General features: G+C 61.5%; 23 protein-coding genes. 18 read left to right on the top strand and 5 right to left on the bottom strand.

Features of this window, described 5'->3' with window-relative positions:
* Positions 1-104 precede the first annotated feature (104 nt).
* Entirely contained in the window at positions 105-1,811 is a 1,707-nt protein-coding gene (ltrA, locus tag P3T21_RS13140; RefSeq protein WP_429256373.1) for a group II intron reverse transcriptase/maturase, read from the bottom strand.
* A gap of 1,111 nt (positions 1,812-2,922) precedes the next feature.
* On the opposite strand from ltrA, the gene mltG reads away from it, so the two are divergent.
* The 11 genes from mltG (at position 2,923) to P3T21_RS13085 (ending at position 12,902) form a co-directional block, all read left to right on the top strand.
* Positions 2,923-3,933, top strand: a complete 1,011-nt coding sequence (gene mltG / locus P3T21_RS13135; RefSeq protein ID WP_429256372.1) for an endolytic transglycosylase MltG — start codon at positions 2,923-2,925, stop codon at positions 3,931-3,933.
* A complete protein-coding gene (gene tmk / locus P3T21_RS13130; protein WP_429256371.1) occupies positions 3,933-4,553 on the top strand; it encodes a dTMP kinase in 621 nt (206 codons plus the stop codon). Before mltG ends, tmk begins: the two co-directional genes overlap by 1 nt.
* Before the next feature lie 95 nt (positions 4,554-4,648).
* Entirely contained in the window at positions 4,649-5,689 is a 1,041-nt protein-coding gene (locus P3T21_RS13125; protein ID WP_429256370.1) for a DNA polymerase III subunit delta', read from the top strand.
* A 56-nt stretch (positions 5,690-5,745) separates the two neighbouring features.
* Positions 5,746-6,252 (top strand): N-acetyltransferase family protein, encoded by a 507-nt coding sequence (locus tag P3T21_RS13120; RefSeq protein WP_429256369.1) that lies wholly within the window; start codon positions 5,746-5,748, stop codon positions 6,250-6,252.
* A gap of 51 nt (positions 6,253-6,303) precedes the next feature.
* Positions 6,304-7,095, top strand: coding sequence for a TatD family hydrolase (locus P3T21_RS13115; RefSeq protein ID WP_429256368.1), 792 nt, complete (start codon positions 6,304-6,306; stop codon positions 7,093-7,095).
* 58 nt (positions 7,096-7,153) lie between these two features.
* Complete coding sequence (locus P3T21_RS13110) at positions 7,154-7,927, top strand: ankyrin repeat domain-containing protein (RefSeq protein ID WP_429256629.1); 774 nt, start codon at positions 7,154-7,156, stop codon at positions 7,925-7,927.
* Between the two features lie 116 nt (positions 7,928-8,043).
* Positions 8,044-8,400, top strand: coding sequence for a Rap1a/Tai family immunity protein (locus P3T21_RS13105; RefSeq protein WP_429256367.1), 357 nt, complete (start codon positions 8,044-8,046; stop codon positions 8,398-8,400).
* Between the two features lie 142 nt (positions 8,401-8,542).
* Positions 8,543-8,950 (top strand): hypothetical protein, encoded by a 408-nt coding sequence (locus P3T21_RS13100; protein WP_429256366.1) that lies wholly within the window; start codon positions 8,543-8,545, stop codon positions 8,948-8,950.
* An 18-nt stretch (positions 8,951-8,968) separates the two neighbouring features.
* Positions 8,969-10,378 (top strand): alpha,alpha-trehalose-phosphate synthase (UDP-forming), encoded by a 1,410-nt coding sequence (gene otsA / locus P3T21_RS13095; protein WP_429256365.1) that lies wholly within the window; start codon positions 8,969-8,971, stop codon positions 10,376-10,378.
* A gap of 31 nt (positions 10,379-10,409) precedes the next feature.
* Positions 10,410-11,573, top strand: coding sequence for an AAA family ATPase (locus P3T21_RS13090; protein ID WP_429256364.1), 1,164 nt, complete (start codon positions 10,410-10,412; stop codon positions 11,571-11,573).
* Positions 11,574-11,831: 258 nt separating this feature from the next.
* On the top strand, positions 11,832-12,902 hold the full coding sequence (locus tag P3T21_RS13085) for a glycosyltransferase family 4 protein (protein ID WP_429256363.1): 1,071 nt from the start codon (positions 11,832-11,834) through the stop codon (positions 12,900-12,902).
* Between the two features lie 68 nt (positions 12,903-12,970).
* Here P3T21_RS13085 and P3T21_RS13080 read toward each other — a convergent pair whose 3' ends face one another.
* The 3 genes from P3T21_RS13080 to P3T21_RS13070 form a co-directional block, all read right to left on the bottom strand.
* Positions 12,971-13,558 carry a BPSL1445 family SYLF domain-containing lipoprotein gene (locus P3T21_RS13080; RefSeq protein WP_429256362.1) on the bottom strand — a complete coding sequence of 196 codons (588 nt, stop codon included), beginning with the start codon at positions 13,556-13,558 and terminating at the stop codon, positions 12,971-12,973.
* 370 nt (positions 13,559-13,928) lie between these two features.
* Positions 13,929-14,378, bottom strand: coding sequence for a hypothetical protein (locus P3T21_RS13075; RefSeq protein WP_429256361.1), 450 nt, complete (start codon positions 14,376-14,378; stop codon positions 13,929-13,931).
* A gap of 301 nt (positions 14,379-14,679) precedes the next feature.
* Entirely contained in the window at positions 14,680-14,979 is a 300-nt protein-coding gene (locus P3T21_RS13070; RefSeq protein WP_429256360.1) for a PsiF family protein, read from the bottom strand.
* A 249-nt stretch (positions 14,980-15,228) separates the two neighbouring features.
* On the opposite strand from P3T21_RS13070, the gene P3T21_RS13065 reads away from it, so the two are divergent.
* Both P3T21_RS13065 and P3T21_RS13060 read left to right on the top strand, forming a co-directional pair.
* A complete protein-coding gene (locus tag P3T21_RS13065; RefSeq protein WP_429256359.1) occupies positions 15,229-15,525 on the top strand; it encodes a YciI-like protein in 297 nt (98 codons plus the stop codon).
* A gap of 381 nt (positions 15,526-15,906) precedes the next feature.
* A complete protein-coding gene (locus tag P3T21_RS13060; RefSeq protein ID WP_429256358.1) occupies positions 15,907-17,043 on the top strand; it encodes a transposase in 1,137 nt (378 codons plus the stop codon).
* A 67-nt stretch (positions 17,044-17,110) separates the two neighbouring features.
* Here P3T21_RS13060 and P3T21_RS13055 read toward each other — a convergent pair whose 3' ends face one another.
* A complete protein-coding gene (locus tag P3T21_RS13055; protein WP_429256357.1) occupies positions 17,111-18,625 on the bottom strand; it encodes a mannose-1-phosphate guanylyltransferase/mannose-6-phosphate isomerase in 1,515 nt (504 codons plus the stop codon).
* Between the two features lie 123 nt (positions 18,626-18,748).
* Here P3T21_RS13055 and P3T21_RS13050 point away from each other — a divergent pair, with 123 nt between their 5' ends.
* The 5 genes from P3T21_RS13050 (at position 18,749) to P3T21_RS13030 (ending at position 23,818) form a co-directional block, all read left to right on the top strand.
* Positions 18,749-18,946: a hypothetical protein gene (locus P3T21_RS13050; protein WP_429256356.1), complete on the top strand. Its 198-nt coding sequence runs from the start codon at positions 18,749-18,751 to the stop codon at positions 18,944-18,946.
* A gap of 292 nt (positions 18,947-19,238) precedes the next feature.
* A complete protein-coding gene (locus P3T21_RS13045) occupies positions 19,239-20,657 on the top strand; it encodes an undecaprenyl-phosphate glucose phosphotransferase (protein ID WP_429256355.1) in 1,419 nt (472 codons plus the stop codon).
* 85 nt (positions 20,658-20,742) lie between these two features.
* Positions 20,743-22,179 (top strand): UDP-glucose dehydrogenase family protein, encoded by a 1,437-nt coding sequence (locus P3T21_RS13040; RefSeq protein WP_429256354.1) that lies wholly within the window; start codon positions 20,743-20,745, stop codon positions 22,177-22,179.
* A gap of 32 nt (positions 22,180-22,211) precedes the next feature.
* On the top strand, positions 22,212-22,655 hold the full coding sequence (locus P3T21_RS13035; RefSeq protein ID WP_429256353.1) for a low molecular weight phosphotyrosine protein phosphatase: 444 nt from the start codon (positions 22,212-22,214) through the stop codon (positions 22,653-22,655).
* Positions 22,649-23,818, top strand: a complete 1,170-nt coding sequence (locus P3T21_RS13030; RefSeq protein WP_429256352.1) for a polysaccharide biosynthesis/export family protein — start codon at positions 22,649-22,651, stop codon at positions 23,816-23,818. Before P3T21_RS13035 ends, P3T21_RS13030 begins: the two co-directional genes overlap by 7 nt.
* Positions 23,819-23,842: the final 24 nt, after the last annotated feature.

Here is a 23,842-nt window from a genome sequence, read left to right as displayed (position 1 = left end):
GGTAGCCCCCCTTCCTTATCGGAAAAAGGGGCCCCCTAAGAACCGTGCGTGCGAGTTGTCCCCGCACACGGCTCAAGCCTACGTAGTTGCTATTCAAAGTCCCGTCATTGCAACGGCGGGACCGGCTTAGTTACTGCAAGTTTACCAGCGTGCACCTGCAAGTGGCAGTCGGGGTGAAGCAAGACCCTGTTCGACAAAGCGTCCGACCCGCCATGCATCTGATACTCCAGATGATGGTCGTGCCAGCCTGTTTCTGCCGTCAGCGCATAGCCGCAGCGCGCACACAACCCGCTCTGCGACATGTACAGCGACACCCATTGCTTACGGTAACGCATTGAATGCTCCATGCGTTCCTGCCGCAACTGCTCGCCGTATTGCTCCATCGTCGGGTCAAAGGGATTGAATTCGCCTTTGACCTTCCTGTGCCGCCTGATAGCCGTACCGCTGATCTGGTACAACTCAAGCAGCCCCTTGCTACCGTCTTCTCGTACAACAGGAGCGGCAAACACCCAGTTCCGACCACCCACCGTATGAAAGTACCTCTTCTTCACCCAGTCGGTGTTCTTGTTCGGATGCCGCCTCTTTGCCCACCGCCAGAGCCGCCCAAAAATCAGGTGCTCCATGCGGCTGTACGCCTGCTTGGCTACCACAGGACTGTGATATTGCGCCCAGCCCCGTAGCATCGGATTCAGCAATTTGATTAAGTCTTTCTGCTTCACCGCCTTGTTGCCACTGATCGTTTCCGCCACCTTGCGATAGAACGTCTGCGCATTCTTCTTGCTTGGCTTGATGAGCAGTTTTCCCGAGTACTTCCGGAAATTCCACCCCAGGAAATCGAAGCCTTCGTCAATGTGTGTGATCCGAGTTTTCTCCTCCGACAGTCGCAATCCTCGAACCGCAAGGAAGGCTTCCACCCAAGGTCGGACTTCGCTTTCCAGCATCTCTTTCGAGTCACCGGTAATCACAAAGTCATCCGCATATCGCACTACGTTGACTTTCAGCTTCCTGGCCTTTGAGATCCCGAACTTCCCACCGAGGTGCGAAGCCAGTTCCCGCTCCAGCCCGTTCAGCGTCACGTTTGCCAGCGTCGGGGAGATAACCCCTCCCTGCGGCGTACCGGCTTCAGTCGCCTGAAACTGACCTTTGTAAATCAGGCCGACCTTCAACCACTTCCGAAGGATTGTTTTGTCCATCGGGACATTGCTCTCCAGCCAGTCGTGGTTGATGTAGTCGAAGCATCCCTTGATATCCGCTTCCAGCACCCATTGAACCGAGGTTCTTTTGGACATGGTCAGGAATATTTGAGACATGGCGTCCGCCGTCGAGCGATTGGTCCTGAACCCGTACGAGTTTGGGTCGCTCGTGGATTCCACCACAGGCTCCAGGGCCAGCAGATACAGGGCCTGCATCGCCCTGTCTCGCATGGTCGGAATGCCCAGGGGGCGCTTCTTCCCATTGGCCTTTGGGATAAAGACTCTCCGTAAGGGCAGAGGCTTGTATCCGCGCCGCTTCAACCTGCCGACTGCTGCCAGCCGGCTTTCAGGCGTCTCCCACAGTTCGCGATCGACTCCAGCCGTTCGCGCGCCAGTGTTTTGCGTAACACGTCGTACCGCATACAGCTTCGCGGACAACGTGCGAGTCAGCATCCGTTGCAGGGCTTTCACCCGGCGCCATTTGCCTTCCCGCGTCGCCTTCGCAATTCGAGTCTGCATTCCCCTCACGTTCCGTTCAACCCGACGCCAATCTATGGCGTGCCAGCTGTCCGGTGCGTGGGAAAGCGCAGATCCGTCCTTTCGGACTGATTCTTCCATGCTGCTCTCCTTACTGGACAAGAAAATCCCCAGACAGGAGGCGCATCTTCCCCAGCGGGGAAAATACACACCCGCTGGGGAGAGTTTCAATTGCTCCGGACAAACCTCACCAGAGCACCAAGTTTTCAAGGGTCTGTCAGCCGTCTTGCGACGGTAGACCAGACGGAAGTCTGCCCGCTTTCGCGTGGGGTGATGTTCCAACCCCTATGCGACCCATTACAGACCGCCATTCGCTTTTTCCGTCCTCCCATACCCGCACAACCAACAGCGTTCCTCGCGGTTCGCCTGCCTGTCCAATTGCTACAGGCAGTCATACGGGCTTACCACGTTCCCTGACTGTCACACGACTGAGTTAGGTCCTGCCTCTCCCCCGGTGGTCTGATGACGACGTAACCCGAGCTTGCAACGAGTTACCGACCACGTACCTTTTGGTAGATGCCGCTCAGCAGCTTTGGCACCGCAATACTTACGAGGTTTATCAGCAGTTCACATGTGTTGACCGTGTCAGCCAGCCTTGCTCCTCAACCCCCTTGCTGCTAGGAGTCTCCAGACGACTACCTCACGGTACCCGCCTGCCCGAAACTTCCGGGGGCTACGTTGTCAGAAAAGCTTCACACCCCGCCGTTACCAGCGACGCATGTTTTCCTAGGCTACGTTTGGCCGTACAAACGGTTCGCTGCCGCAGTTGGACTGCGGCTGAACAATGACAATCAGAGTTTCACCCATCGTGCGAGGGCACTAGGCTCAGATTTATGCGCGCAACAAACCTTCGGCCACCAGTAGGTGGCCGTGTTTGGAGCACACTATTTTCGTTTTCAAGCGTTGTAATGCGTCGTAACAAAATCCCTTTCGGAATGTTGCAAGAACGCCACGCTTTCTGAGTTTTGCCTCGCCTCAAAGTGGTCTGGCATCCATCGGATGTAGGTACTTGAGACAAGTTACATACGACTCGCGGTCTTCCACTTATCTCGAATCTGCCGAGATGTGTATCGCGCAAAGCCTTGTATTTCCTAGTGTTGCCGTTCTCGAAGAGGTGGCGCCCCTCTGACACGAAAGTGTCGTGTCGCACGCAAGCAAGTATTATATGGGGTCCACCCCAGCCATGTTTCGCATGTCCCTTCTGAAGAAATGTCTCATCGCCGGCGTCATCCTCATTGCGCTGGTTGCAGCCGCAATCGCCGGCGGATATCACTGGGCCACCACACCGATCGATCTCAGCACGCCGCAGCTCGACGTCACGATCAAGCCACATAGCAGCCTGCGCAGCGTCACCGGCCAGCTGAACAGGGGCGGCGTGCCGGTCGAGCCTGAACTCTTCGTGCTGATGACGCGTGTGCTGGGTCTGCAGAGCCAGCTGAAATCGGGCAATTACGAGTTCAAGGCCGGCATCACCCCGTACGAGGTGCTGCAAAAGATCGCACGCGGCGACGTCAACGAATACGTCGCGACGATCATCGAAGGCTGGACGTTTCACCACATGCGCGCAGAAATCGACGCAAATCCGGCCCTGACGCACGACACCGCAGGCATGAGCGACGGCGACCTGCTGAAGGCAATCGGCGCACCTGAAGCCACCATTGGCAACGGCGAAGGTCTCTTTTTCCCCGACACGTACCTGTTCGACAAAAATGCGAGCGACCTCGAGGTGTACCGCCGCGCGTACCGTCTGATGAAGCTGCGGCTCGATGAGGCCTGGAGCACACGTTCAGCCGATCTGCCGTACAAGACGCCGTATGACGCATTGACGATGGCGTCGATCATCGAAAAGGAAACCGGCAAGGCGTCCGACCGGCCGATGGTGGCGGCGGTGTTCGCGAACCGGCTCAAGGTCGGCATGCCGTTGCAGACCGATCCGACGGTGATCTACGGCCTCGGCGAGAACTACGCCGGTCGCCTGAAGAAACGGGATTTGCAGACCGACACTCCTTACAATACCTACACGCGCATGGGCCTGCCGCCGACGCCGATCGCGCTGCCCGGTGTCGCGTCTTTGCAGGCCGCGATGAACCCGGCGCAAACTACGGCGCTGTACTTCGTGTCGCGCGGCGACGGCAGCAGCATCTTTTCTGACACGCTCGACGCCCACAACAAGGCCGTCGACAAATACATCCGGGGTCAATGATGGCGCGGGGCAAATTCATCACGTTCGAAGGCATCGACGGCGCCGGCAAGACGACGCACCTCGCCTGGTTTCGCGACCGGCTGGCGGAGAAGGTCGCCGCGAGCGGGCGCGCAGTCGTCATGACCCGCGAGCCGGGCGGCACGAAGCTCGGCGAGTCGCTGCGCGACATCCTGTTGCATCAGCCGATGGATCTCGAAACTGAGGCGCTCCTGATGTTCGCCGCGCGCCGCGAACATCTGGCCGAAGTGATCGAACCGACGCTCGCGCGCGGCGACTGGGTGCTGTCCGACCGTTTCACCGACGCGACTTTCGCCTATCAGGGCGGTGGCCGCGGCCTGCCGCGCGACAAGCTCGAAACGCTGGAACGCTGGGTGCAGGGCGGTTTCCAGCCGGATCTGACCGTCCTGTTCGATATTCCGGCCGACACTGCCAGCGAGCGCCGCAGCGCGGCGCGCGAGCCGGACCGTTTCGAAAGCGAATCGGATGCTTTTTTCAACCGCACGCGCGCCGAATACCTGCGTCGCGTAGAAGAAGCGCCGTACCGTTTCGCCGTGATCGACTCCACGCAGAGCATCCCAAAAATTCAGATCCAGCTTGAAGAATTGATCGCAAGCCTTTGAATTTAAATATATATAACGTCGTATTATATTGAGTCAAAATGTCTCGCAGGCTGCATGAAGAATCGAATTCAACTGACTGAATCAAAAGACAAACCATGATCTATCCGTGGCAAACCGATGACTGGAACCGCCTGCAACAGCTGCGCGCGCACTGGCCGCATGCGCTGCTGCTTCACGGGCAAGGCGGCATCGGCAAGCTGCGCTTCGCGCAGCATCTGGCGCAAGGCCTGCTATGCGAAGCCCCGCTCGCGAATGGCGAGCCGTGTGGCACGTGCGTCGCGTGCAACTGGCTCACCCAGGGCAATCACCCGGACTACCGGATCGTGTTGCCCGAAGCGCTGGCTGCCGAATCTGGCTTCGCGGCTGCCGCTTCTGACGAGGCAAAGCCCGAAAAAGCCGACGCTGACGACGGCAAAAAGACCCGCACGCCCAGCAAGGAAATCAAGATCGAACAGGTGCGGGCGCTGCTGGACTTCGTGGGCGTCGGCTCGCATCGCGGCGGTGCGCGCGTGGTCGTGCTGTATCCGGCCGAGGCGCTGAACGTCGCCGCATCCAATGCCTTGCTGAAGACGCTCGAAGAACCGCCCGCTGGCGTGGTGTTCCTGATGGTCTCGGCGCGCGTCGACCGCCTGCTGCCGACGATCGTCAGCCGCTGCCGCCAGTGGCCCATGACCACGCCCGCGCCGGACATCGCGGCGGCATGGCTCGCCGGGCAGGGCGTCGACGATGCCCCCGCGCTGCTCGCCGAAGCCGGCGGCGCGCCGCTCACCGCGCTGGCGCTCGCAAGCGACGACAGCCGTGCGCTGCGCGACTGGACGCTCAAGCAACTGGCCGCGGGCCCGAACTGTGACGCCTTCGCGTGCGGCGAGACGCTGCAGAAGCTGCCGGTGCCGCTCGTGCTGGGCTGGCTGCAACGCTGGCTGTACGATCTGCTGGCAGAGCGCACGGCGGGCGCGCCGCGCTATTTCCCGGCCGCCTCGGCGGCGCTCGCGCGGTGCGCCGGAGCGGTCGACGCGAACGCCTTCGCACGGTTTCAGCGGACTGTCACGCGGCAGCGCGCCGTTGAAAACCATCCGCTAAACGCGCGCCTCGTGTTCGAAGAACTCTTTCTTGGCTATCGCGATCTGTTTGCGTAGTCGTATTCACCCAGTCAATCAGACTGCTCTTCCCTCGATTCGAAGCCGCCAGAACCATGAGCCTTCAGTACCGCGACGCCACGCTCGACGATCTGCCCGCCATCGTCGCCATCTACAACTCGACCGTGCCGTCGCGCCAGGTCACGGCCGATCTGGAGCCGGTGAGTATCGAGAGCCGTCAGGCCTGGTTTCACGCGCACGGGCCGAACGCGCGACCGCTTTGGGTGGTCGAGGAAGGCGGTCGCGTGATCGCGTGGCTGAGCTTTTCGGACTTCTACGGCCGTCCTGCCTATTCGCGCACCGCTGAGGTCAGTATTTATCTGGACGAAGCCGCCCGTGGCAAAGGCCTCGGCAAGCTGCTGCTGGCCGCCGCGCTGGAAGCCGCGCCGGCGCTGAAGATCGATACCGTGCTCGGCTTTGTGTTCGGCCACAATGAGCCCAGCATGCGGCTTTTCCACAGCTTTGGCTTCACCGACTGGGGCACGCTGCCGCGCGTCGCCGTGCTGGACGGCGTCGAGCGCGATCTCGTGATTCTCGGCCGCCGGCTCGATCACGCGGCCTGAGCGAAACCGCTTCAACGCCGCGTCAATCCGTCAAACCCGCAGGACACCACCATGTTTGTCGACTCGCACTGCCACATCAATTTCGAAGGACTCGCCGACCGCCTGCCGCAGGTGCTCGAGAACATGCGCTCGCATTCGGTGACGCACGCGCTGTGTGTCTCAGTCGATCTGGAGACGCTGCCTTCGGTGCTGGAGATCGCGCGTTCGTACGACAACGTCTACGCGTCGGTGGGCGTGCATCCGGATCACGAGGACATGCGCGAGCCGACCGTCGCCGAACTGGTCGAACTGGCGGCGCATCCAAAGGTGGTCGCGATCGGCGAGACGGGTCTCGACTATTACCGTCTCGAAGGGCGCTCGATCGCTGACATGGAATGGCAGCGCGAGCGTTTTCGCACGCACATCCGCGCCGCGCATGCGACGATGAAGCCGCTCATCATCCACACGCGCTCGTCGTGGGAAGACGCGCTGCGCATCATGGAAGAGGAGCGCGCGGGCGTGCCAGGCGGCGTGATGCACTGCTTCACGGAGTCGTGGCACGTGGCCGAAAAGGCGCTCGCGCAGAATTTTTACGTGTCGCTGTCGGGCATCGTCACGTTCAAGAGCGCAACCGAGGTCCAGGACGTGGCGCGCCGTGTGCCGCTCGATCGTCTGCTGATCGAAACCGACTCGCCGTACCTCGCGCCTGTGCCGTATCGCGGCAAGCCTAATGAACCTGCGTACGTAAGTTATGTCGGACGCTTCATCGCGCAGCAACGCGAGATGGCTGAAGCCGAACTCGCCGCCGCGACGACACAGAATTTTTTCCGTCTGTTCAGGATTCCCGAAACGGCATCCGCCTGACACAGAAAATACATACAGATCAAATGGATAGGGAAGTTTCCTAAAGTAATATATGAAAATGATTCCGACCCAGTCTTCGACGAAACCACACCCGAACCCAAATGTCACGAACGTCGCGACAGCTCACCGCGCGCACGCCGCTGTGTGGCGCGGCGTGGCGCGCCTCGCGCTGGCGGGCGGCCTTGCCTGCGCGGCGCTTGTCGCGCTGCCGGTTCAGGCGGCCCCGGCCGATTCGATGATCAAGGCCGTCAAGTTCGACGACGTGAAGGAAGTGAACAAGTTGTTGTCGCAGGGCATGGACCCGAACATGACCGACGACCAGGGCATGCCGCTGCTGGTGCTCGCCGCACGTGAGAAGTCGGACCAGGTGGGTCAGGCGCTCGTCGACAATCCGAAGACCAACGTCGAAATTGTCGACAAGGCCGGCGAAAACGCGATGATGCTGGCCGCGCTGAACGGCGACATGGACTTCGTGAAGCTGCTGATCGCCAAGGGCGCCGAGGTCAACAAAAAGGGCTGGACGCCGCTGCACTACGCGGCCGCGAACGGCAATGACGACATCGTCACGTTGCTGCTCAAGTACTCGGCCTATATCGACGCCGGCTCGCCGAACGGCACCACGCCGCTGATGATGGCGGCGCGCGGCGGTCACGTCTCGACGGCCAGACTGCTGCTCGACGCCGGCGCAGACATCAACGTGAAGAACCAGATCGGTCTGAACGCGCTCGACTTCGCGAAGCAGTACAAGGAGCCGGACACCATCAAGGGATTGACGGCGCGCATGGAGCAGATGCAGAAGCAGCACCCCGCGAGCGCCCCAGCGGCGCAGTAAAACAGTGCAAAATAGCAGCCTTGGCGTGGCGGCCGGTGCCGCGCCGGTTCGAAGCGGCCAGCCACGACTGGACCGCTCGATGCTGCTCCTCAAACCGCTCACATAAAAGGGATACCATGCTGCGGGTTTTGATTTGCGCAAGCGCGCTGGCCGTACCATTGTCGGCAGCCGCATTCACGGGAGGCGACCTCAACAAGCTGTGCACGAAGACTGATGTGGCATCGCGAAGCGCGTGCGCGGCGTACATCGAAGGCGCGGCGGACGGCGTCTTCAACACCATCGATGCGATCGGCGGCACGACCGGCCCGCGCGTCGGCCAGTATTTCTGTTTGCCGCAGGATGCCCGCTCGGCGCAGCTGACGGACGCCGTGCGCAAATACATCGCGGAAAATCCGATGGTTGCCGGCTATAACGCGAGCACCGCGATCTCGCTCGGGCTCGGCAAGGCGTTTCCCTGCAAGACAGGCGGCTGAGTTTTCGTTTGAGATTCCGCCCGCGTCCCGAGTGACTGTCGCCTGAGCTCACGGGCCGCGCGCCTCATGCCTGACGGCGCCGCCCACGACGTATGTCGAATCCGGCAGCTTTCCCCGCAACCCAACGCGGAAAATGCCACTCATGGTAACGATCGACAACCTGCGGGATCGTGCCGATGCACCGCTCGGTCATTGGCCCGACGCGCTGATCGTCATCGCGGTTGCTGCATTGCTGGCTTTCGCGATCTACTGGACCGGCGCGCGTATCGTCTGGCGGATCGCGCGACCATATCCGGTCACAAGCGTCCTGCTTCGCCCTATCGACAAACCGGTGCTCGGCATGCTGATCGTGCTCGCGCTCGAGTTCACGTTCTGGCCGGCACCCGACACGCTCCGTTTCATCGTGACCGATACCGCCGACAATCTCCGGGCACGTCGATCGCAAGACGCCGGGTCAGACGAAGCCATAAAGTGGCTGCAACCGATCGGGCATCGAAGCGGTCGAAGTGAACTGGACCGGACAGACGGCGCGGTTTCGGGCGCCGCATGAACAGGGAGGACAGTACATATGGGCCGTTTGATCGTCGTATCGAATCGCGTGGCCACGCCGACTGAAACGAAGGGTTCGGCAGGCGGACTGGCCGTCGGCGTATTCGGCGCACTCAAGGACGCAGGCGGCGTGTGGTTCGGCTGGAGCGGCGACGTGGTGAGCGAAACCGTCGCCAATGCAGGCCCGACGCTCGAAACCGAGGGCGCGGTGACGTTCGCGACCGCTGGCCTCACGCGCAAGGATTACGACCAGTACTACCGCGGTTTTTCGAACGCGACACTGTGGCCGGTTTTCCACTATCGCAACGATCTCGCGCGCTACGAGCGCGAAGAATATGCTGGGTACCGGCGCGTCAATTCATGGCTCGCGCACAAGCTCATCAAGCTGCTTCAACCCGACGACATCATCTGGGTTCATGACTACCATCTGATTCCGTTCGCCGAAGCGCTGCGCTCCGAGGGCGTGACGAACCGCATCGGCTTCTTTCTGCACATTCCGTTTCCCTCGCCGCAGATCCTGCTCAACATTCCGCCGCACGAAGAGCTCGTGAAGTCGCTGTGCTGCTACGACCTGCTGGGTTTTCAGACCGACACCGACGAACTCGCGTTTCACGACTACATCACGCGCCATGCACGGGGCAGCGTGACCGATGGCAATCGCGTCGAAGCCTTTGGCCGCAAGCTGCGCACGGGCGTGTACCGGATCGGCGTGTTCCCCGACGAAATCGCGGAGCAGGCGAAACGCTATGAAAGCCGTCAGCATGTGCTCGACCTGAAGCAGAGTCTCGAAGGGCGCAAGCTCATCATGAGCGTCGACCGGCTCGATTATTCGAAGGGGCTTGTCGAACGCTTCAGGTCGTTCGAGCAGTTGCTGGAGCGCTCGCCCGAATGGCGCGGCAACGTCACGCTCGTGCAGATTGCGCCGCCCACGCGTTCCGATGTCGCGACGTATCAGCAGATCCGCCAGGATCTCGAATACGAAGCAGGGCGCATCAACGGCCGCTATTCCGGGCTCGACTACACGCCGATCCGTTATCTGAACCAGCAGTACGACCGCTGGAAGCTGATGTCGCTGTTTCGCGAGTCGCAGGTCGGGTTCGTCACGCCGTTGCACGACGGCATGAATCTCGTCGCGAAGGAATACGTCGCTGCGCAGAACCCGGATGATCCAGGCGTGCTCGTGCTGTCGATGTTCGCAGGCGCAGCGGCTGAGCTGACGGGCGCGGTGATCGTCAATCCGCACGATTCGGTCGGCATGTGCGAGGCGTTGCAACGGGCGCTCGGCATGCCCCTGGATGAACGCAAGGGTCGTCATGAGATAAACATGGCCGCATTGCGCAAGAACGATCTCGGCGTCTGGCGCGATTCGTTCCTGCGCGATCTGCGCACTGTGCCGGCCAGCGAGGCCACGCGCAGGTCGAAGAAGTGATGCGCGGCTTGAACGCACAACGCGCATTGCCATGCTGACGGCGCTCGCCATCGCCGGTTACCGGTCGCTGCGCGAACTGATCGTGCCGCTCGGCAGATTGAATGTCGTCACCGGGCCGAATGGCAGCGGCAAGTCGAGTGTGTACCGCGCGCTGCGTCTGCTCGCGGTGACCGCACGCGGCGGCGTGATTCCATCGCTCGCACGCGAAGGCGGTCTGCAATCGACGCTCTGGGCCGGCCCTGAGCGCTTCTCACGCGCGATGCTCGCGGGCGAGCAGGCCGTGGAGGGCACGCGACGCAAGGAGCCGGTGAGCCTGCGGCTCGGCTTTGCGGGCGATGAGTTCGGCTATGCGATTGATCTCGGTCTGCCGATACCCGGTCAGACGCAGTTCTCGCTCGATCCGGTGATCAAGCGCGAATGCATCTGGGGAGGGCCGGTGTTGCGGCCGTCAGCGTTGCTGGTCGACCGTCATGGCGCGACGATCCGCACGCGTGATGACGACGGCGAATGGCAGACGCTGCCGCAAACGGTCGCGAGCTTCGACAGCATGATGACCGAATTCGCCGATCCGCGAAGCGCGCCAGAAATGCTCGCGGTGCGCGAGCAGATCCGCTCGTGGCGCTTCTACGACCATTTCCGCACCGACGTCGAATCGCCCGTGCGTCTGCCGCAGATCGGCACGCACACGCCGGTGCTCGGCGACGATGGCGCCGATCTCGCCGCCGCGTTGCAGACGATCCGCGAAATTGGCGACGCCGCCGCGCTCGATCAGGCCATCGACGATGCCTTTCCGGGCTCGCGCATCACGATCACGCATCACGACGGGCGCTTCGAAGTGACGATGCAGCAGCAGGGCCTGTTGCGGCCGCTGAAGGGTGCGGAGCTCTCCGATGGCACGCTGCGTTATCTGCTGCTGGTCGCGGCGCTGTTGACGCCGCGTCCGCCGGCGTTGCTGGTGTTGAACGAACCGGAAACGAGCCTGCATCCCGACCTGCTGCCCGCGCTCGGCCGGTTGATCGCGCGTGCGTCGACGCATTCGCAGGTGCTGGTGGTGTCGCACGCAGCGCGGTTGATTGCATCGCTGGAACGCGAAGCGGGGAGCCAGTCGATCGTGCTCGACAAGCAGCTCGGCGCGACCCGCATCGCCGGCGAAGACGACCTCGACCTGCCCGCGTGGAAGTGGCCGGCCCGCTGAGCGCGGCCTTCCTTCAGGGGCCAGGCGGCCGCCGGAGTGAATGTTTCGCGACTGTAACAGCGCCCAGCAATTGAAATACCAGCGGTTTTCAGGCGCGAAATGCCCAATAATCAGCCTGTTCACGCCAACGATTACATTGATTACATGGGTGCGCGCTGGCATACTCGGGCGCCGCCGACGTCCGCGGCTGCAGGTGCCCGGCTCGCTTTCGGCCCCGCTTTCCGGCCCGCCACCGGCCCGTTTCAGGAGACATTCATAATGAGAATTGCGCAGATCGCCCCCCTTACCGAATCGGTCCCGCCAAAGCTATATGGCGGCACTGAGCGCGTTGTGTCGTATATCACCGAGGCGCTCGTCGAACTCGGTCATGACGTCACGCTGTTTGCGAGCGGCGACTCGGTCACGAGCGCGAAGCTCGAAGCGGTATGGCCGCGCGCACTGCGCCTCGATCCGGGCATCCGCGATCGCATCGCACCGCACATGCTGCTGATGGAACTGGTTCGCCGTCAGGCCGACGAGTTCGACGTGCTCCATTTCCACATGGATTACTACTCGTTTTCGGTGTTCAAGCGCCAGGAAACGCCGTTCGTGACGACGATGCATGGCCGTCTCGATCTGCCCGAGCAGCAGCCGGTGTTCGACACGTTCAACACCGCGCCGGTGATCTCGATCTCGGACGCACAACGCGCGCCGCTGCCGCAGGCGAAGTGGTTGACCACCGTGTATCACGGTCTGCCGGAAAAGCTTTACACGCCACAACCGGTCGAACAGAAATACCTCGCGTTTCTCGGACGCATTTCGCCTGAAAAGCGTGTCGACACCGCGATCCGTATCGCCGGCCGCTGTGGCATGCAGATTCGCATCGCCGCGAAGGTCGACGCTGCCGACCGCGAGTATTTCGAGCGCGACATCAAGCCGTTGCTCGCGCAACCACATGTTGAATTCATCGGCGAAATCGCGGACGGCGAGAAAGCCAGCTTCCTGTCGGGCGCGCATGCGCTGCTGTTCCCGATCGACTGGCCGGAGCCGTTTGGTCTCGTGATGATCGAAGCGATGGCATGCGGCACGCCGGTCATCGCGTTCAATCGCGGCTCGGTGCCGGAAGTGCTGGACGACGGCGTATCGGGCTTTATCGTCGAGGACGAGATCGGCGCGGTGGCCGCGGTGAACCGTCTGCACAAGCTGCCGCGTGCTGGCGTGCGGCAACGCTTCGAAGAGCGCTTCACGTCGCACCGGATGGCGCAGCAGTATGTCGACGCGTACCAGTCAGTGATTCGTGCGCAGAAGCGGTCGCGCTTCAAGGTGATCGACACGTCGTCGAGTTCGTGACTGGACGTGTGATGTAGCAGATGCGCATGCCCCGGCGCATTGCCGGGGCATGGCACAGGCAGGTACAACTAGATCTTCAGCCGCGTCACCTTCGTACCGGCGATCGAAATGTCGCCCATCAATCCGGCATTGGTCATCACAAACACTTCGACGGGCGCCGTGGCGGTCGTTGTATCGATCGAGCCGTTCGCGCCGATTTTCACGAGCGCGACCGAAGCGTCGCCGCCTACCGACCAGCCATCCGAATTGCGGAATTTGTCGAGCGAATCCTGTGTCATGAACAGGAAGATGATTGACTTCGACTGGCCGCCGGCCGTCAGACCGAACGAACCCGAAACCGTGCTGTAGTAGCCCGCAGTTGCCCCGCCCACGCGCAGCGCGCCTTCACCATACTGGCCGCCGACAATGAAGCCCGCCTGGATCACAGAGGGGAACACCAGGATGCCGCGGGCCTTCGATACGAGCTCACGCGAACCCGGGACCGTGGAATAGAGGCGCGAAATGGTGCCGTCGACGCTGGCGTCGATCGCCTGCTTCTTCGACGCGCTGGTAGCAGCCGAATCCGGCTTGTCTCCTGTGGTGGTACAGCCCGTGAGTGCAAGGCTTCCGAAAGCGAGCGCGGCGGTAGTCTTCAAAATGAAGTTTCGTCTTTGCATCGTTTTTCTCCCATCGTGGTTCCTGGATGCGACCTGATCGTGAGTCGGATTGCAACTTCAGTTATATCACACGGGGATCAAAAGAGCGCGCTCGTAGAATCGCGAAAACCCTTATGTGGCGGGGCTTTGCGGGCGATTATGAAAGTGGCGTTGTAAATATGACCGATCGTCGACAGTGAAAAATCTATCTATCTGAACCACATCCGGCGCGACGTCGATCCGCGCTTCAGGACCCGTCGGCGTTCTGTGAGGCACAGGGGAAGTTCACCGGTTCCCGGTCATTTTTGCCGCTCTTCAGCGGATTGGTTGACGGCCAGCGACGATCGAAAAGTGTTGCCCGAAAGCCGCAATCCGGAACCGGACCCGGACGTCAATGGTTGGCGGTTCCCTTGACGGGTGGTTGAGGGCGGCGCAGCGCGCGCCGGATGCCGCCGATCACCGCGCCGATCACGAAGAGCGTGGCGGCCGGCACCACCCAGTAACCGACGAACGCGTGCCACAGGTAGCCTGCGAGCGTGCTCTTGCGCACGGCGTATTCGTCGATGGCTTCCTGCTGGCGTGGCGCGTTGGCGGCGAGAACGTCGGCGGGACAGCCGGCGGCGCGCGCGTCGTCGGGATTGCCGTGACAGTGCGCGGGAGCGCCGGCGGCACGTTGTGCATCGGTGAACTGCCAGGTCGTGAGTGCCGTGTTGAGGTCGACGGCGTTGTACGCCATCTCCTCGCGGATCTCGTTGACGGCGACGATCGCCACCGGCACCGCCCAGAAGACGATGACGACGAGCCAGCGCCTTAGCCAGCGGTTCTTGTGTCTCCCAACCATTCTTGCCTCCGTTCAATGCTCTTCGGCATCAACGACAAGATGGCGGCCCTGCTGCTTATGTTTGTGGGTACTGGGGCCGTCTCCGCAGTCATCATAGAAGAAAACGGCACACAGCGGCGAACACAGGTCAGAAGCGCGGGCGAACGGAAGACGAAGGAAGCGAAGCGAACGCGGAAAGCGGGGAGAAGAGAGCGGAGAGCAGGAGCTGCATGCCGCGCCGGATTGCCGTGCGCGGCAGGCAGGTATAACGCGAAGCTACGAAAAGCGACTACATGCTGACTGCTGAAGCGAGGCGCAACGCTCAACCCTTGTTGCTGAGGCAGTCCTTCATGAATGCCTTGCGGTCGTCGCCTTTCTTGCCGGTTGCCTGGGTGTTGCAGGCGGTCATCTTCTGCTGCTGGGTCATCGGAGCGGAAGCCGCGACCGGCGCGCTGGCCGACAGACAGCTCTTCATGAATGCCTTGCGATCATCGCCTTTCTTGTCGCCTGCCTGCTTGTTGCAGGCGGTCATCTTCGACTGCTGGCTGTTGTCGGCGAAAGCGAGGGGCGAGGCGAGCATGCCGCCAAGGACGAGCGCAGCGATAGCGGACTGGATCTTCATGGGACACTCCATCGTTGTTGAACGTTGTTGGTGGTCGTGCGAGCGGGCATCGAAAGATCCATGGCCCATCACTGTCACCATTATGGCAAAGCTGTCCGTCAAAACGGATAAAACCATAATCTGGTTGACACCCTGCCGTAAGGTTCTTCCCTGACATCACGCGATGCGGCGCCTGTCAGGCAACACCACGGCGGCATCGCGCGATGCCTTACCATCGACACATCCCCAGGCAAACATGGAGGCTGGACCATGCACTATCTGTTGATGTACGACGTATCGGCGGACTATCTCGCGCGGCGCGGCGACTACCGCGCGGAACATCTGAAGTACGCGTGGGCCGCGGTAGAACGCGGCGAACTGCTGCTCGCGGGGGCGCTCGCCGATCCTGTCGACGGCGCCATCCTGCTGTTCGAAGCGGAATCACCCGCGATTGCCGAAGCATTCGCCACATCGGATCCTTATGTGCGGGCCGGGCTGGTTACACACTGGCGCGTGCGGCAATGGACAACGGTCGTCGGAGAACATGCGACGACACCTGTGCGTTAGACGCATTTGCGTGCGGATGCAACGAATCATTGCGCATCATCGTCGATTTTTGACGCTGCAGTTCACGACAATTCAGTGACGACAGCGGGCTAAACAACGCAGCAAAAAGGACAAGATTGTTTCCATCCGTAACACTTGTCTCGTGCATATTCATGCAAACCCTGGTGATGGTATGCTTTGTGCACAAATTCTCCGATGCACGAGTGAGACCACGTTTTGTGCGTCGCTAACGGGATTCTCCGCACTAAGGCTGTGCGGTTTCCGCTAAACGCCCCAAAAACGTATAAGCATATTGTGCAACCGGGGGCATGACACAGGTCGCGAAACAAGAAATCTGTGCTTGTCCAAAGCCGCAGCTGGCCGTGCTGCGTGGAGAAACGCATGTTTTTCGATGAGCTAAACAATGACGAATGGGCGCTACTTTCTGCGCTCGTTTCCGATGAACCGGCTGTCCGTCTTAACCGACGCGGCCGTCCTCGCGCCGAACCGCGCATCGTTGCAAACGCGGTGCTGTGGATCCTGACCACCGGCGAACCGTGGTCCAAACTTCCTGGCCGTTATCCCTCGGGGCCGACATGCCGTCGCCGCTTCGAAGAGTGGCAGTTGAACGGCACGCTGGCCGAGATGATCCAGCGTCTGTCGCAGACCGGTCGCCGGTTTGCGTACATTCCGGAACCTTCGATGCCCGTTGCGCCGCAACGCGTAGCGGACACTGTCGTAACGCCTTCGGCGCGCGACGATGAAGGCGTGCGCGGTGTGTTCTGGAAGAGCCCCGAATCGTGGCAGGCACCGCACGATGTCGCGCACGATCCGCGTCCCGTCGATCCGTTCGCCGAGATCACACGGCAACTCTCGGGTCCGGTCGACGACGTACCGGCGAGCGCCCAAAAAACGGCGGCCGTCCAGCATGGCGAGGCGCTGGCCCATTACGGGCTGGCCTCGCAGGACGACGATGGCAGTCGCGGCGCGCTGTGGATGGGGCTCTCGTCGCAAGGGACGCAGTTCGCGGACCGGCGTGGCTACGTCATCTACGTGACGGCGCAGGCGGTGCAAAGCGACATGTACCGTGCATGGGCGGAGATCATGAAGGACGGCAAACGCGTCGAGCGTTCCGGCCTCGTCGGGCCGCGCTTCGAGACACCTGAAGCCGCGGAGCAGTACGCGCTCGACTGGGCGCAGCAATGGATCGACCGTGACGAACGCACGCTGATCGCGGCCGCGCACGATGCTGCGCTGCATGCCGGGTCGCTGCGTCCTGTGTCGCGACCGATGCCTGCACCGCGTCCTGCCCACGCTTCTGTGCCTGCGCCTGTTTTGGCAACCGCTTCAGCATCTTCGCTTGCAGCGACCGCTTCGCAACCTGTGACAGCCAGTCCGGCGAGTGTGCACGCTGCCGCGCAAGCGGGTGTGAACGCGCGCCGGATGCCGCTTCGCCGTTATCCGGAAAGCGCGTCCGATAGCACTACCGATCGCGACCGTTTCGCATCGACCACCGAATTCATCTCCCACGCGGGATGAACGCAGGAGACACCCGCGGCCGGTAGCTTGACCGACCCACGGGCTGACAACACACATCCCTGTCACTTCACTGACGTCCGTAGGTATCGTCGAAGCGCACGATGTCGTCTTCGCCGAGATAGGAACCGGACTGTACTTCGATGATCTCGAGCGGCATCTTGCCGGGATTTTCGAGGCGGTGGGTGACGCCCAGCGGGATATAGGCTGACTCGTTTTCGGACACGATGAACCGCTCTTCACCCCGCGTGACGAGCGCGGTGCCGCGAACGACGATCCAGTGTTCCGCGCGGTGATGATGCATCTGCAGCGACAGGCGCGCGCCAGGTTTCACCACGATACGTTTCACCTGGAAGCGTTCGCCCGTGTCGACCGAATCGTAGTAGCCCCACGGACGGTGAACCTTGCGATGGTTCGCGGCCTCAGGGCCGTTTTCGGTGCGAATGCGGCCGACTACCTTCTTCACATCCTGCACACGCGAGCGATCCGCGACGAGGATCGCATCCGCCGTTTCCACGACGACGAGATCCTGCGTGCCGACGCACGCGATCAACCGGCCTTCCGAATGCGCGAACGTCGACGCTGCGCCTTCGAATATCACATGACCCCGTCCGACGTTATCGTCGGCATCTTTCGGCAGGATCTGCCAGATCGCATCCCATGAACCGACATCCGACCAGCCCGCGTCGAGCGGCACGACGATGCCCGCGCACACTGATTCGTCGGTGTTGAGTCTTTCCATGACCGCGTAGTCGATCGAATTCGACGGCGATGCGCAAAACGCTTCGCGTTGCAGACGGAAAAAGTCGCCGTCAGTCTTGCCGCCCGCGAAGGCCTGCGCGCACGCCGAATAAATCGCCGGCTGGAAGTGCTTGATCGCGCGGACCCATGTCGAGGCGCGCATGATGAAGATGCCGCTGTTCCACCAGTACTCGCCGGAACTCACGTAGCGTTGCGCCAGTTCGAGATGCGGCTTTTCGACGAAGCGGTCGAGCCGCCGCGCATCCGACGTCCCGGCGTCCGGCGCAGGTTCGCCGATGCGGATATAGCCGTAGCCCGTTTCCGCGCGCGTCGGCACGATGCCCATCGTCACGATGTGACCGAGCGCGGCCTGCTGCACACCAGCGCTCACACTCGCGTGAAAGCGCGCGACGTCCGCCACCGCATGGTCGGCGGGCATGACAACCATCAAGCCATCCTGATCATCGGCAATGATCGACAGCGCGGCGATTGTCAGCGCCGGCGCGGTATCGCGGCCAGCCGGTTCGAGGATCAGCCTGGCCGCCTTGCCGCTCACGCGCAACTGTTCCGCGGTCGTGAAGCGATGCTCCTCGTTGCTGACCACGACCAGCTGGTCCGCAACGGGGTAGCCCGCATCGAGCGCATCGAGACGGCGCGTAGTGGACTGCAGCAGCGATTCGTCGCCAAGCAGGTCGATCAGCTGCTTGGGATGCTGCTCGCGCGACATCGGCCACAACCGGGTGCCGGACCCGCCGGCCAGAATCACGGGATGAACTTTAAGCTTCACGGTGGCGGCGATTGAAGACCGAATGTCGACGTCGGGCGCTGCGATATGCGCTGTCATGCGAGTGCTCCTCAAGGCTGGATCAATGCGTCGATTTGTATCACGACGTAAAGTGCCAATAAAAGATGCACTAAATTCCTGTTGCTGAAAATGTAATTGCAAAATTAATAAGCGGATATTTTTATGTGGCTGAGTTATTTATCCGGAAAGATAAAAATGGAAAAAAATTGGCGCAAAAAGAGGCGCGAATTTTTTATCGGACAAAGTGAGGTGAAGGAGGGCTGGACGACGTGCTCACGCCATGACCACCGGCAGCTAGAGGATACGTCCATTTTGCCTGTTTTATGGGCAAAAATTAATATTTCCGGCAATAATTACTGATCAAAAATCCGGAAAATTAAGTAACAATTACCGATACAATTTGAGATTTTTTGCTGCCTTGCAACCTGAATTTTAATATCGCTTTATTCATACCTGTACGAGGGTATTCACTCATTCAGACCAGATATTTCGTTTCGACAGGTCAATAGCCGGGATTCGCTGCAATTCGCAATGGGCGAGCGTTCAGGCTGAATGGCACGACTGCCTGTCCATACCGCCCGCTCGCGCGGTGCGAAGTACGAAGTGCAATCAAACACGGACGGAATTTGACTGACAAACTGAGGCGCGACTCATGCTGAGCGTTCTATCCAGGATTATCGACATCGCGATGGTGGGCTTAGGCGCACTCATCGCGGCTGCCGTGCACAACGGAACGTTTGTGTGGCTGAACGACATGGAGAGCATCTCGCTCCTGTTCAACTGCCTGCTCATGGTCCTGTTCTTTCCTGCGCTCGGCATCTACCAGTCGTGGCGCGGCAAGCCAGTGTACGACCTGCTGTGGCGCGTGTCGGGCGCGTGGCTGATCGTCGAGGGCACCGGCATCCTGATGAGCTTCAGCCTGCACCGCTCGGACCTGCTGTCGCGACTGTGGCTCGTGTACTGGGCCATTGCGACGATCGTGCTGCTGATGGTGACCAAGGCGCTGGTGCACGGCGTGCTGAAAGGGCTGCGTCGCGAAGGCTACAACCAGAAGGCGGTGGCGATCGTCGGCGGCGCGCTGTATGGGAGCTTCCTGATCGAACAGATGCGCAGCCGTCCTGAAGCCGGCTTCAGCCCTGTGATCGTGTTCGATGAACCGGGTGGCCGGCGTGAGAGCGACCGTCACGAAGCGCCGGCGGTTGCGGCGGACCTGCCGGTCGAACTCGAAGGCATTCCAGTCGAACGCGATTTCGACCGCATGGTGCGTGTGGTGCGAAAACGCGGCATTCGCGAGCTGTGGCTTGCACTACCGATGTCGCACGAACGCACGATTCACCGCTTCGTGATGGAGTTTCGCAATGAGTTCGTGAACATCCGCTTCATCCCGGATGTGCGCAGTTTGAGCCTCTTCAATCAGCCGGTGGTCGATCTGCTTGGCGTGCCGGCGATCAACCTGGCTGCTTCGCCGATTACCGATGTGCGCGTGCTGCCGAAGTTCGTGTTCGATCGCATGTTCGCGCTCGCCGCACTCGCTGCGCTGTCGCCGCTGATGCTGGTGATCGCCGCGATGGTGAAGCTGTCGTCGCCGGGGCCGGTGTTCTTCCGGCAGAAGAGGAAGGGCATCGACGGGCAGCAGTTCGAGATCTACAAGTTCCGCTCGATGAAGGTGCATGCGGAGACCACAGGCAAGGTCACGCAGGCGACGCGCGGCGATCCGCGCATCACGGCCGTCGGTGCGTTCCTGCGCAAGACGAGTCTCGATGAACTGCCGCAGTTCATCAACGTGCTGAAGGGCGAGATGTCGGTGGTCGGTCCCCGTCCGCATGCGCTGGAACACGACGACATCTACAAGGATCTGGTGAAGGGCTATATGCACCGTTATCGCATCAAGCCGGGCATCACCGGCTGGGCGCAGATCAACGGTTACCGGGGCGAGACGGACCGCATCGAAAAGATGATGGGTCGCGTGAAGCTCGACCTGTACTACATGCAGCACTGGACCTTCTGGCTCGACATCAAGATCGTCGTCCTGACGCTCTACAAAGGTTTTGCCGGCCGCAACGCTTATTGAGCGCGCCGCAGCGCGGGGCAGGACAGCGAAGCACGGCGCATGCGTTTTCCGTTTCTGGAATGTTCAAATTTTCGAGGTGTAACAGATGAACCTGACGATCATTGGTACCGGCTATGTAGGGCTCGTGACGGGCGCGTGTCTCGCCGACATCGGCAACGACGTGTTCTGCCTCGATCTGGATCAACGCAAGATCGACGTGCTCAACAATGGCGGCGTGCCGATTCATGAGCCGGGCCTGCAGGAAGTCATCGCGCGTAACCGCAAGGCTGGCCGCCTGAAGTTTTCGACCGACATCGAAGCAGCGGTCGCGCATGGCGACGTGCAGTTCATTGCCGTGGGCACGCCTTCGGACGAAGACGGCTCCGCCGATCTGCAATATGTGCTCGCGGCTGCACGCAACATCGGCCGTCATATGAACGGCTTCAAGGTGATCGTCGACAAGTCGACGGTGCCGGTCGGCACCGCGCTGCGCGTGCGCGAAGTGATCGCCGAAGAACTCGCTGCGCGCGGCGAAAAGCACATGTTTTCTGTCGTGTCGAATCCCGAGTTCCTGAAGGAAGGCGCAGCCGTCGAAGACTTCACGCGGCCCGACCGCATCGTGCTCGGCTGCGACGAGGACGTGCCCGGCGAAAAGGCACGCGACGTGATGAAGCGCGTCTATGCGCCGTTCAATCGCAACCGCGAACGCACGCTGTACATGGACGTGCGCTCGGCCGAATTCACGAAGTACGCGGCCAACGCGATGCTCGCGACGCGCATCTCGTTCATGAACGAACTCGCCAATCTGGCGGATCGCGTCGGCGCCGATATCGAAGCAGTACGCCGCGGAATCGGTTCCGATCCGCGCATCGGCTATGACTTCCTGTACGCCGGTTGCGGTTACGGCGGCTCGTGCTTCCCGAAGGACGTGCAGGCGCTCATCCGCACGGCGGACGAACACAGCACGGACCTGCGCATCCTGAATGCCGTCGAAGCCGTCAACGACGACCAGAAGAAGATCCTCGCGCACAAGATCGTGACGCGTCTCGGCAGCGATCTGACGGGCCGCACGTTCGGCGTCTGGGGGCTTGCGTTCAAGCCGAATACCGACGACATGCGCGAAGCCCCGAGCCGTCGCCTGATCGCCGCGTTGCTCGCGCATGGCGCGCGGGTGAAAGCTTACGACCCGGTCTCGATCGACGAAGCGAAGCGCGTGTTCGCGCTCGATCTGCAGCACGCGCCGCAGCAGCTCGCGCGTCTCGAATTCGCGAACGAGGAAATGGACGTGGCAGAGGGCGCCGATGCGCTCGTGATTCTCACCGAGTGGAAGGTCTTCAAGAGCCCCGATTTCGAGAGCCTCAAGGCATTGCTGAAGACGCCGCTCATTTTCGACGGCCGCAATCTGTACGAACCGGAGTCGATGCAGGAACTGGGCATCGAATATCACGCGATCGGCCGTCAGCATGCGCTGGCCGATGCGTCGTCACACGTGGCCGCACCGGCACGCGTGACGCACGCAGCAAGCGAAGCAGCGGCTCGCTGAACCGCGCGCCACGCAAACCAGGGATCCGATCCATGTTCGCTAATGTCCTCATCGTCTGCTACGCCAACGTGTGCCGCTCGCCGGCCGCGGAGATGCTGTTCAAGGCGCGCGCGCTGCCCCGTCTGGGCGCGCGCATCGCCTTCCAGTCGGCCGGCATTCGCGCGTTCGAAGGCGACGGCATGGATCCCGTCATGCGACGCCTGCTCGCCGAGGGCGGCGTCGCTACCAGCGGACATCGGGCGCGACGCCTGAACTGCCGCCTCGTGCGTGACGCGGACCTGGTGCTTGTCACCGAGCGCGCGCAGGTGAAGGAGGTCGAAGCACTCGATCCGACTTCGCGCGGCAAGGTCTATCCGCTTGGCAAATGGGAGGACTCCGATGTCGCCGATCCGCATGGCGGACACGAAGCCGGCTATCGGGCAAGTCTCGTGCTCATCGAACACCTGGTCATGGGATGGCTGAAAAAAATATGCTGATGCGAAATACCACACTCTCTGTGCTGCTGACGGCCTTTCTGTCGGCCTGTGCGACAGCGCCGGGGAATTACCTCGACACGTCGCGGCTGAAGGAAGACCAGCAAAGTGCGCCCGCTGAAGACTATCCGGTGCATCTGATCAACGCGCAGGTCGTGATGGATCAGGCGAAGGCCGCAGCCGTGCCGCAGGTTCTGCCGGAGTCGCGCATTGCCGATCCGTCGCAATGGGTCTACCGGATCGCGCCGCAGGACATCCTCGGCGTGACGGTCTGGGATCACCCAGAACTGACGACGCCGAACGGCAGCACGCTCTCCGCCGGCGGCAACACCACGCAATCGGTGGGCGCCGTGCTGCAGCAGCCGTACACGACGGCGCTGCCGGGTCAGGCCGATCCGTACGGCCAGACGGTGGCCTCTGACGGCACGATCTATTTCCCGTTCATCGGCCGTATCCGTGCAGCCGGCAAGACGGTGGGCGAACTGCGCGACCAGATTACCTCAGGCCTCGTGCGCTATATCAAGAATCCGCAGGTGGACGTGCGCATCCTGTCGTATCGCAGCCAGAAGGTGCAGGTGACGGGCCAGGTGAAAACGCCGGGACCGCTCGCGATCAGCGATGTGCCGCTGTCGCTCGTCGACGCGATCACACGCTCGGGCGGCATGACCGGTGACGCCGATCTGCAGCGCGTGCGCCTCACGCGCAACAAGCAGCTGTACGTGCTCGACGCGAACCGCATGCTCGATAACGGCGACACCACGCAGAACGTGATGCTGCAGAACGGCGACATCATCAACGTGCCGGACCGTATCGACAGCCGTGTGTTCGTGATGGGCGAGGTCAAGGCACCGGTCCAGCTGACGATGATCAAGGGCCGTCTGACGATCGCCGATGCGCTCACGCAGGCTGGCGGCATTCTCGACACCGATGCGAACCCGCGCCAGATCTATGTGATGCGCGGCATGCAAAGCAAACCGACGACGCCCGATGTGTATCGCCTCGACATGACGCAGCCGAACGCCATCATGCTGTCGACGCAATTCCAGTTGCAACCGATGGATGTGGTCTACGTGGGCACTGCCGCGTCGACAACGTTCAACCGTGTGCTGCAGCAGGTGCTGCCGACCGTCCAGACCCTGTTCTATCTGAAGCAGCTGACGCGCTAGTCGCTTGACCCGCCGGAAGGCCCA

The sequence above is a fragment of the Paraburkholderia sp. GAS334 genome, from assembly GCF_050436625.1.
Classification (GTDB): Bacteria; Pseudomonadota; Gammaproteobacteria; order Burkholderiales; family Burkholderiaceae; genus Paraburkholderia.
Note: the sequence above shows the minus strand (reverse complement) of the source record. Positions and strands in the feature narration are given on the sequence as shown.

Bases quoted from the DNA above. Each gene is read 5' to 3' on its own strand.
- P3T21_RS13090 (WP_429256364.1), top strand. From the start codon at position 10,410: ATGCTGACGGCGCTCGCCATCGCCGGTTACCGGTCGCTGCGCGAACTG.
- P3T21_RS13110 (WP_429256629.1), top strand. From the start codon at position 7,154: ATGATTCCGACCCAGTCTTCGACGAAACCACACCCGAACCCAAATGTC.
- ltrA (WP_429256373.1), bottom strand. From the start codon at position 1,811: ATGGAAGAATCAGTCCGAAAGGACGGATCTGCGCTTTCCCACGCACCG.
- P3T21_RS13055 (WP_429256357.1), bottom strand. From the start codon at position 18,625: ATGACAGCGCATATCGCAGCGCCCGACGTCGACATTCGGTCTTCAATC.
- P3T21_RS13065 (WP_429256359.1), top strand. From the start codon at position 15,229: ATGCACTATCTGTTGATGTACGACGTATCGGCGGACTATCTCGCGCGG.
- P3T21_RS13045 (WP_429256355.1), top strand. From the start codon at position 19,239: ATGCTGAGCGTTCTATCCAGGATTATCGACATCGCGATGGTGGGCTTA.
- P3T21_RS13075 (WP_429256361.1), bottom strand. From the start codon at position 14,378: ATGGTTGGGAGACACAAGAACCGCTGGCTAAGGCGCTGGCTCGTCGTC.
- mltG (WP_429256372.1), top strand. From the start codon at position 2,923: ATGTCCCTTCTGAAGAAATGTCTCATCGCCGGCGTCATCCTCATTGCG.
- P3T21_RS13125 (WP_429256370.1), top strand. From the start codon at position 4,649: ATGATCTATCCGTGGCAAACCGATGACTGGAACCGCCTGCAACAGCTG.
- P3T21_RS13035 (WP_429256353.1), top strand. From the start codon at position 22,212: ATGTTCGCTAATGTCCTCATCGTCTGCTACGCCAACGTGTGCCGCTCG.
- P3T21_RS13105 (WP_429256367.1), top strand. From the start codon at position 8,044: ATGCTGCGGGTTTTGATTTGCGCAAGCGCGCTGGCCGTACCATTGTCG.
- P3T21_RS13030 (WP_429256352.1), top strand. From the start codon at position 22,649: ATGCTGATGCGAAATACCACACTCTCTGTGCTGCTGACGGCCTTTCTG.
- P3T21_RS13040 (WP_429256354.1), top strand. From the start codon at position 20,743: ATGAACCTGACGATCATTGGTACCGGCTATGTAGGGCTCGTGACGGGC.
- P3T21_RS13100 (WP_429256366.1), top strand. From the start codon at position 8,543: ATGGTAACGATCGACAACCTGCGGGATCGTGCCGATGCACCGCTCGGT.
- P3T21_RS13060 (WP_429256358.1), top strand. From the start codon at position 15,907: ATGTTTTTCGATGAGCTAAACAATGACGAATGGGCGCTACTTTCTGCG.
- P3T21_RS13085 (WP_429256363.1), top strand. From the start codon at position 11,832: ATGAGAATTGCGCAGATCGCCCCCCTTACCGAATCGGTCCCGCCAAAG.
- P3T21_RS13080 (WP_429256362.1), bottom strand. From the start codon at position 13,558: ATGCAAAGACGAAACTTCATTTTGAAGACTACCGCCGCGCTCGCTTTC.
- P3T21_RS13070 (WP_429256360.1), bottom strand. From the start codon at position 14,979: ATGAAGATCCAGTCCGCTATCGCTGCGCTCGTCCTTGGCGGCATGCTC.
- P3T21_RS13120 (WP_429256369.1), top strand. From the start codon at position 5,746: ATGAGCCTTCAGTACCGCGACGCCACGCTCGACGATCTGCCCGCCATC.
- P3T21_RS13050 (WP_429256356.1), top strand. From the start codon at position 18,749: ATGTGGCTGAGTTATTTATCCGGAAAGATAAAAATGGAAAAAAATTGG.
- tmk (WP_429256371.1), top strand. From the start codon at position 3,933: ATGGCGCGGGGCAAATTCATCACGTTCGAAGGCATCGACGGCGCCGGC.
- otsA (WP_429256365.1), top strand. From the start codon at position 8,969: ATGGGCCGTTTGATCGTCGTATCGAATCGCGTGGCCACGCCGACTGAA.
- P3T21_RS13115 (WP_429256368.1), top strand. From the start codon at position 6,304: ATGTTTGTCGACTCGCACTGCCACATCAATTTCGAAGGACTCGCCGAC.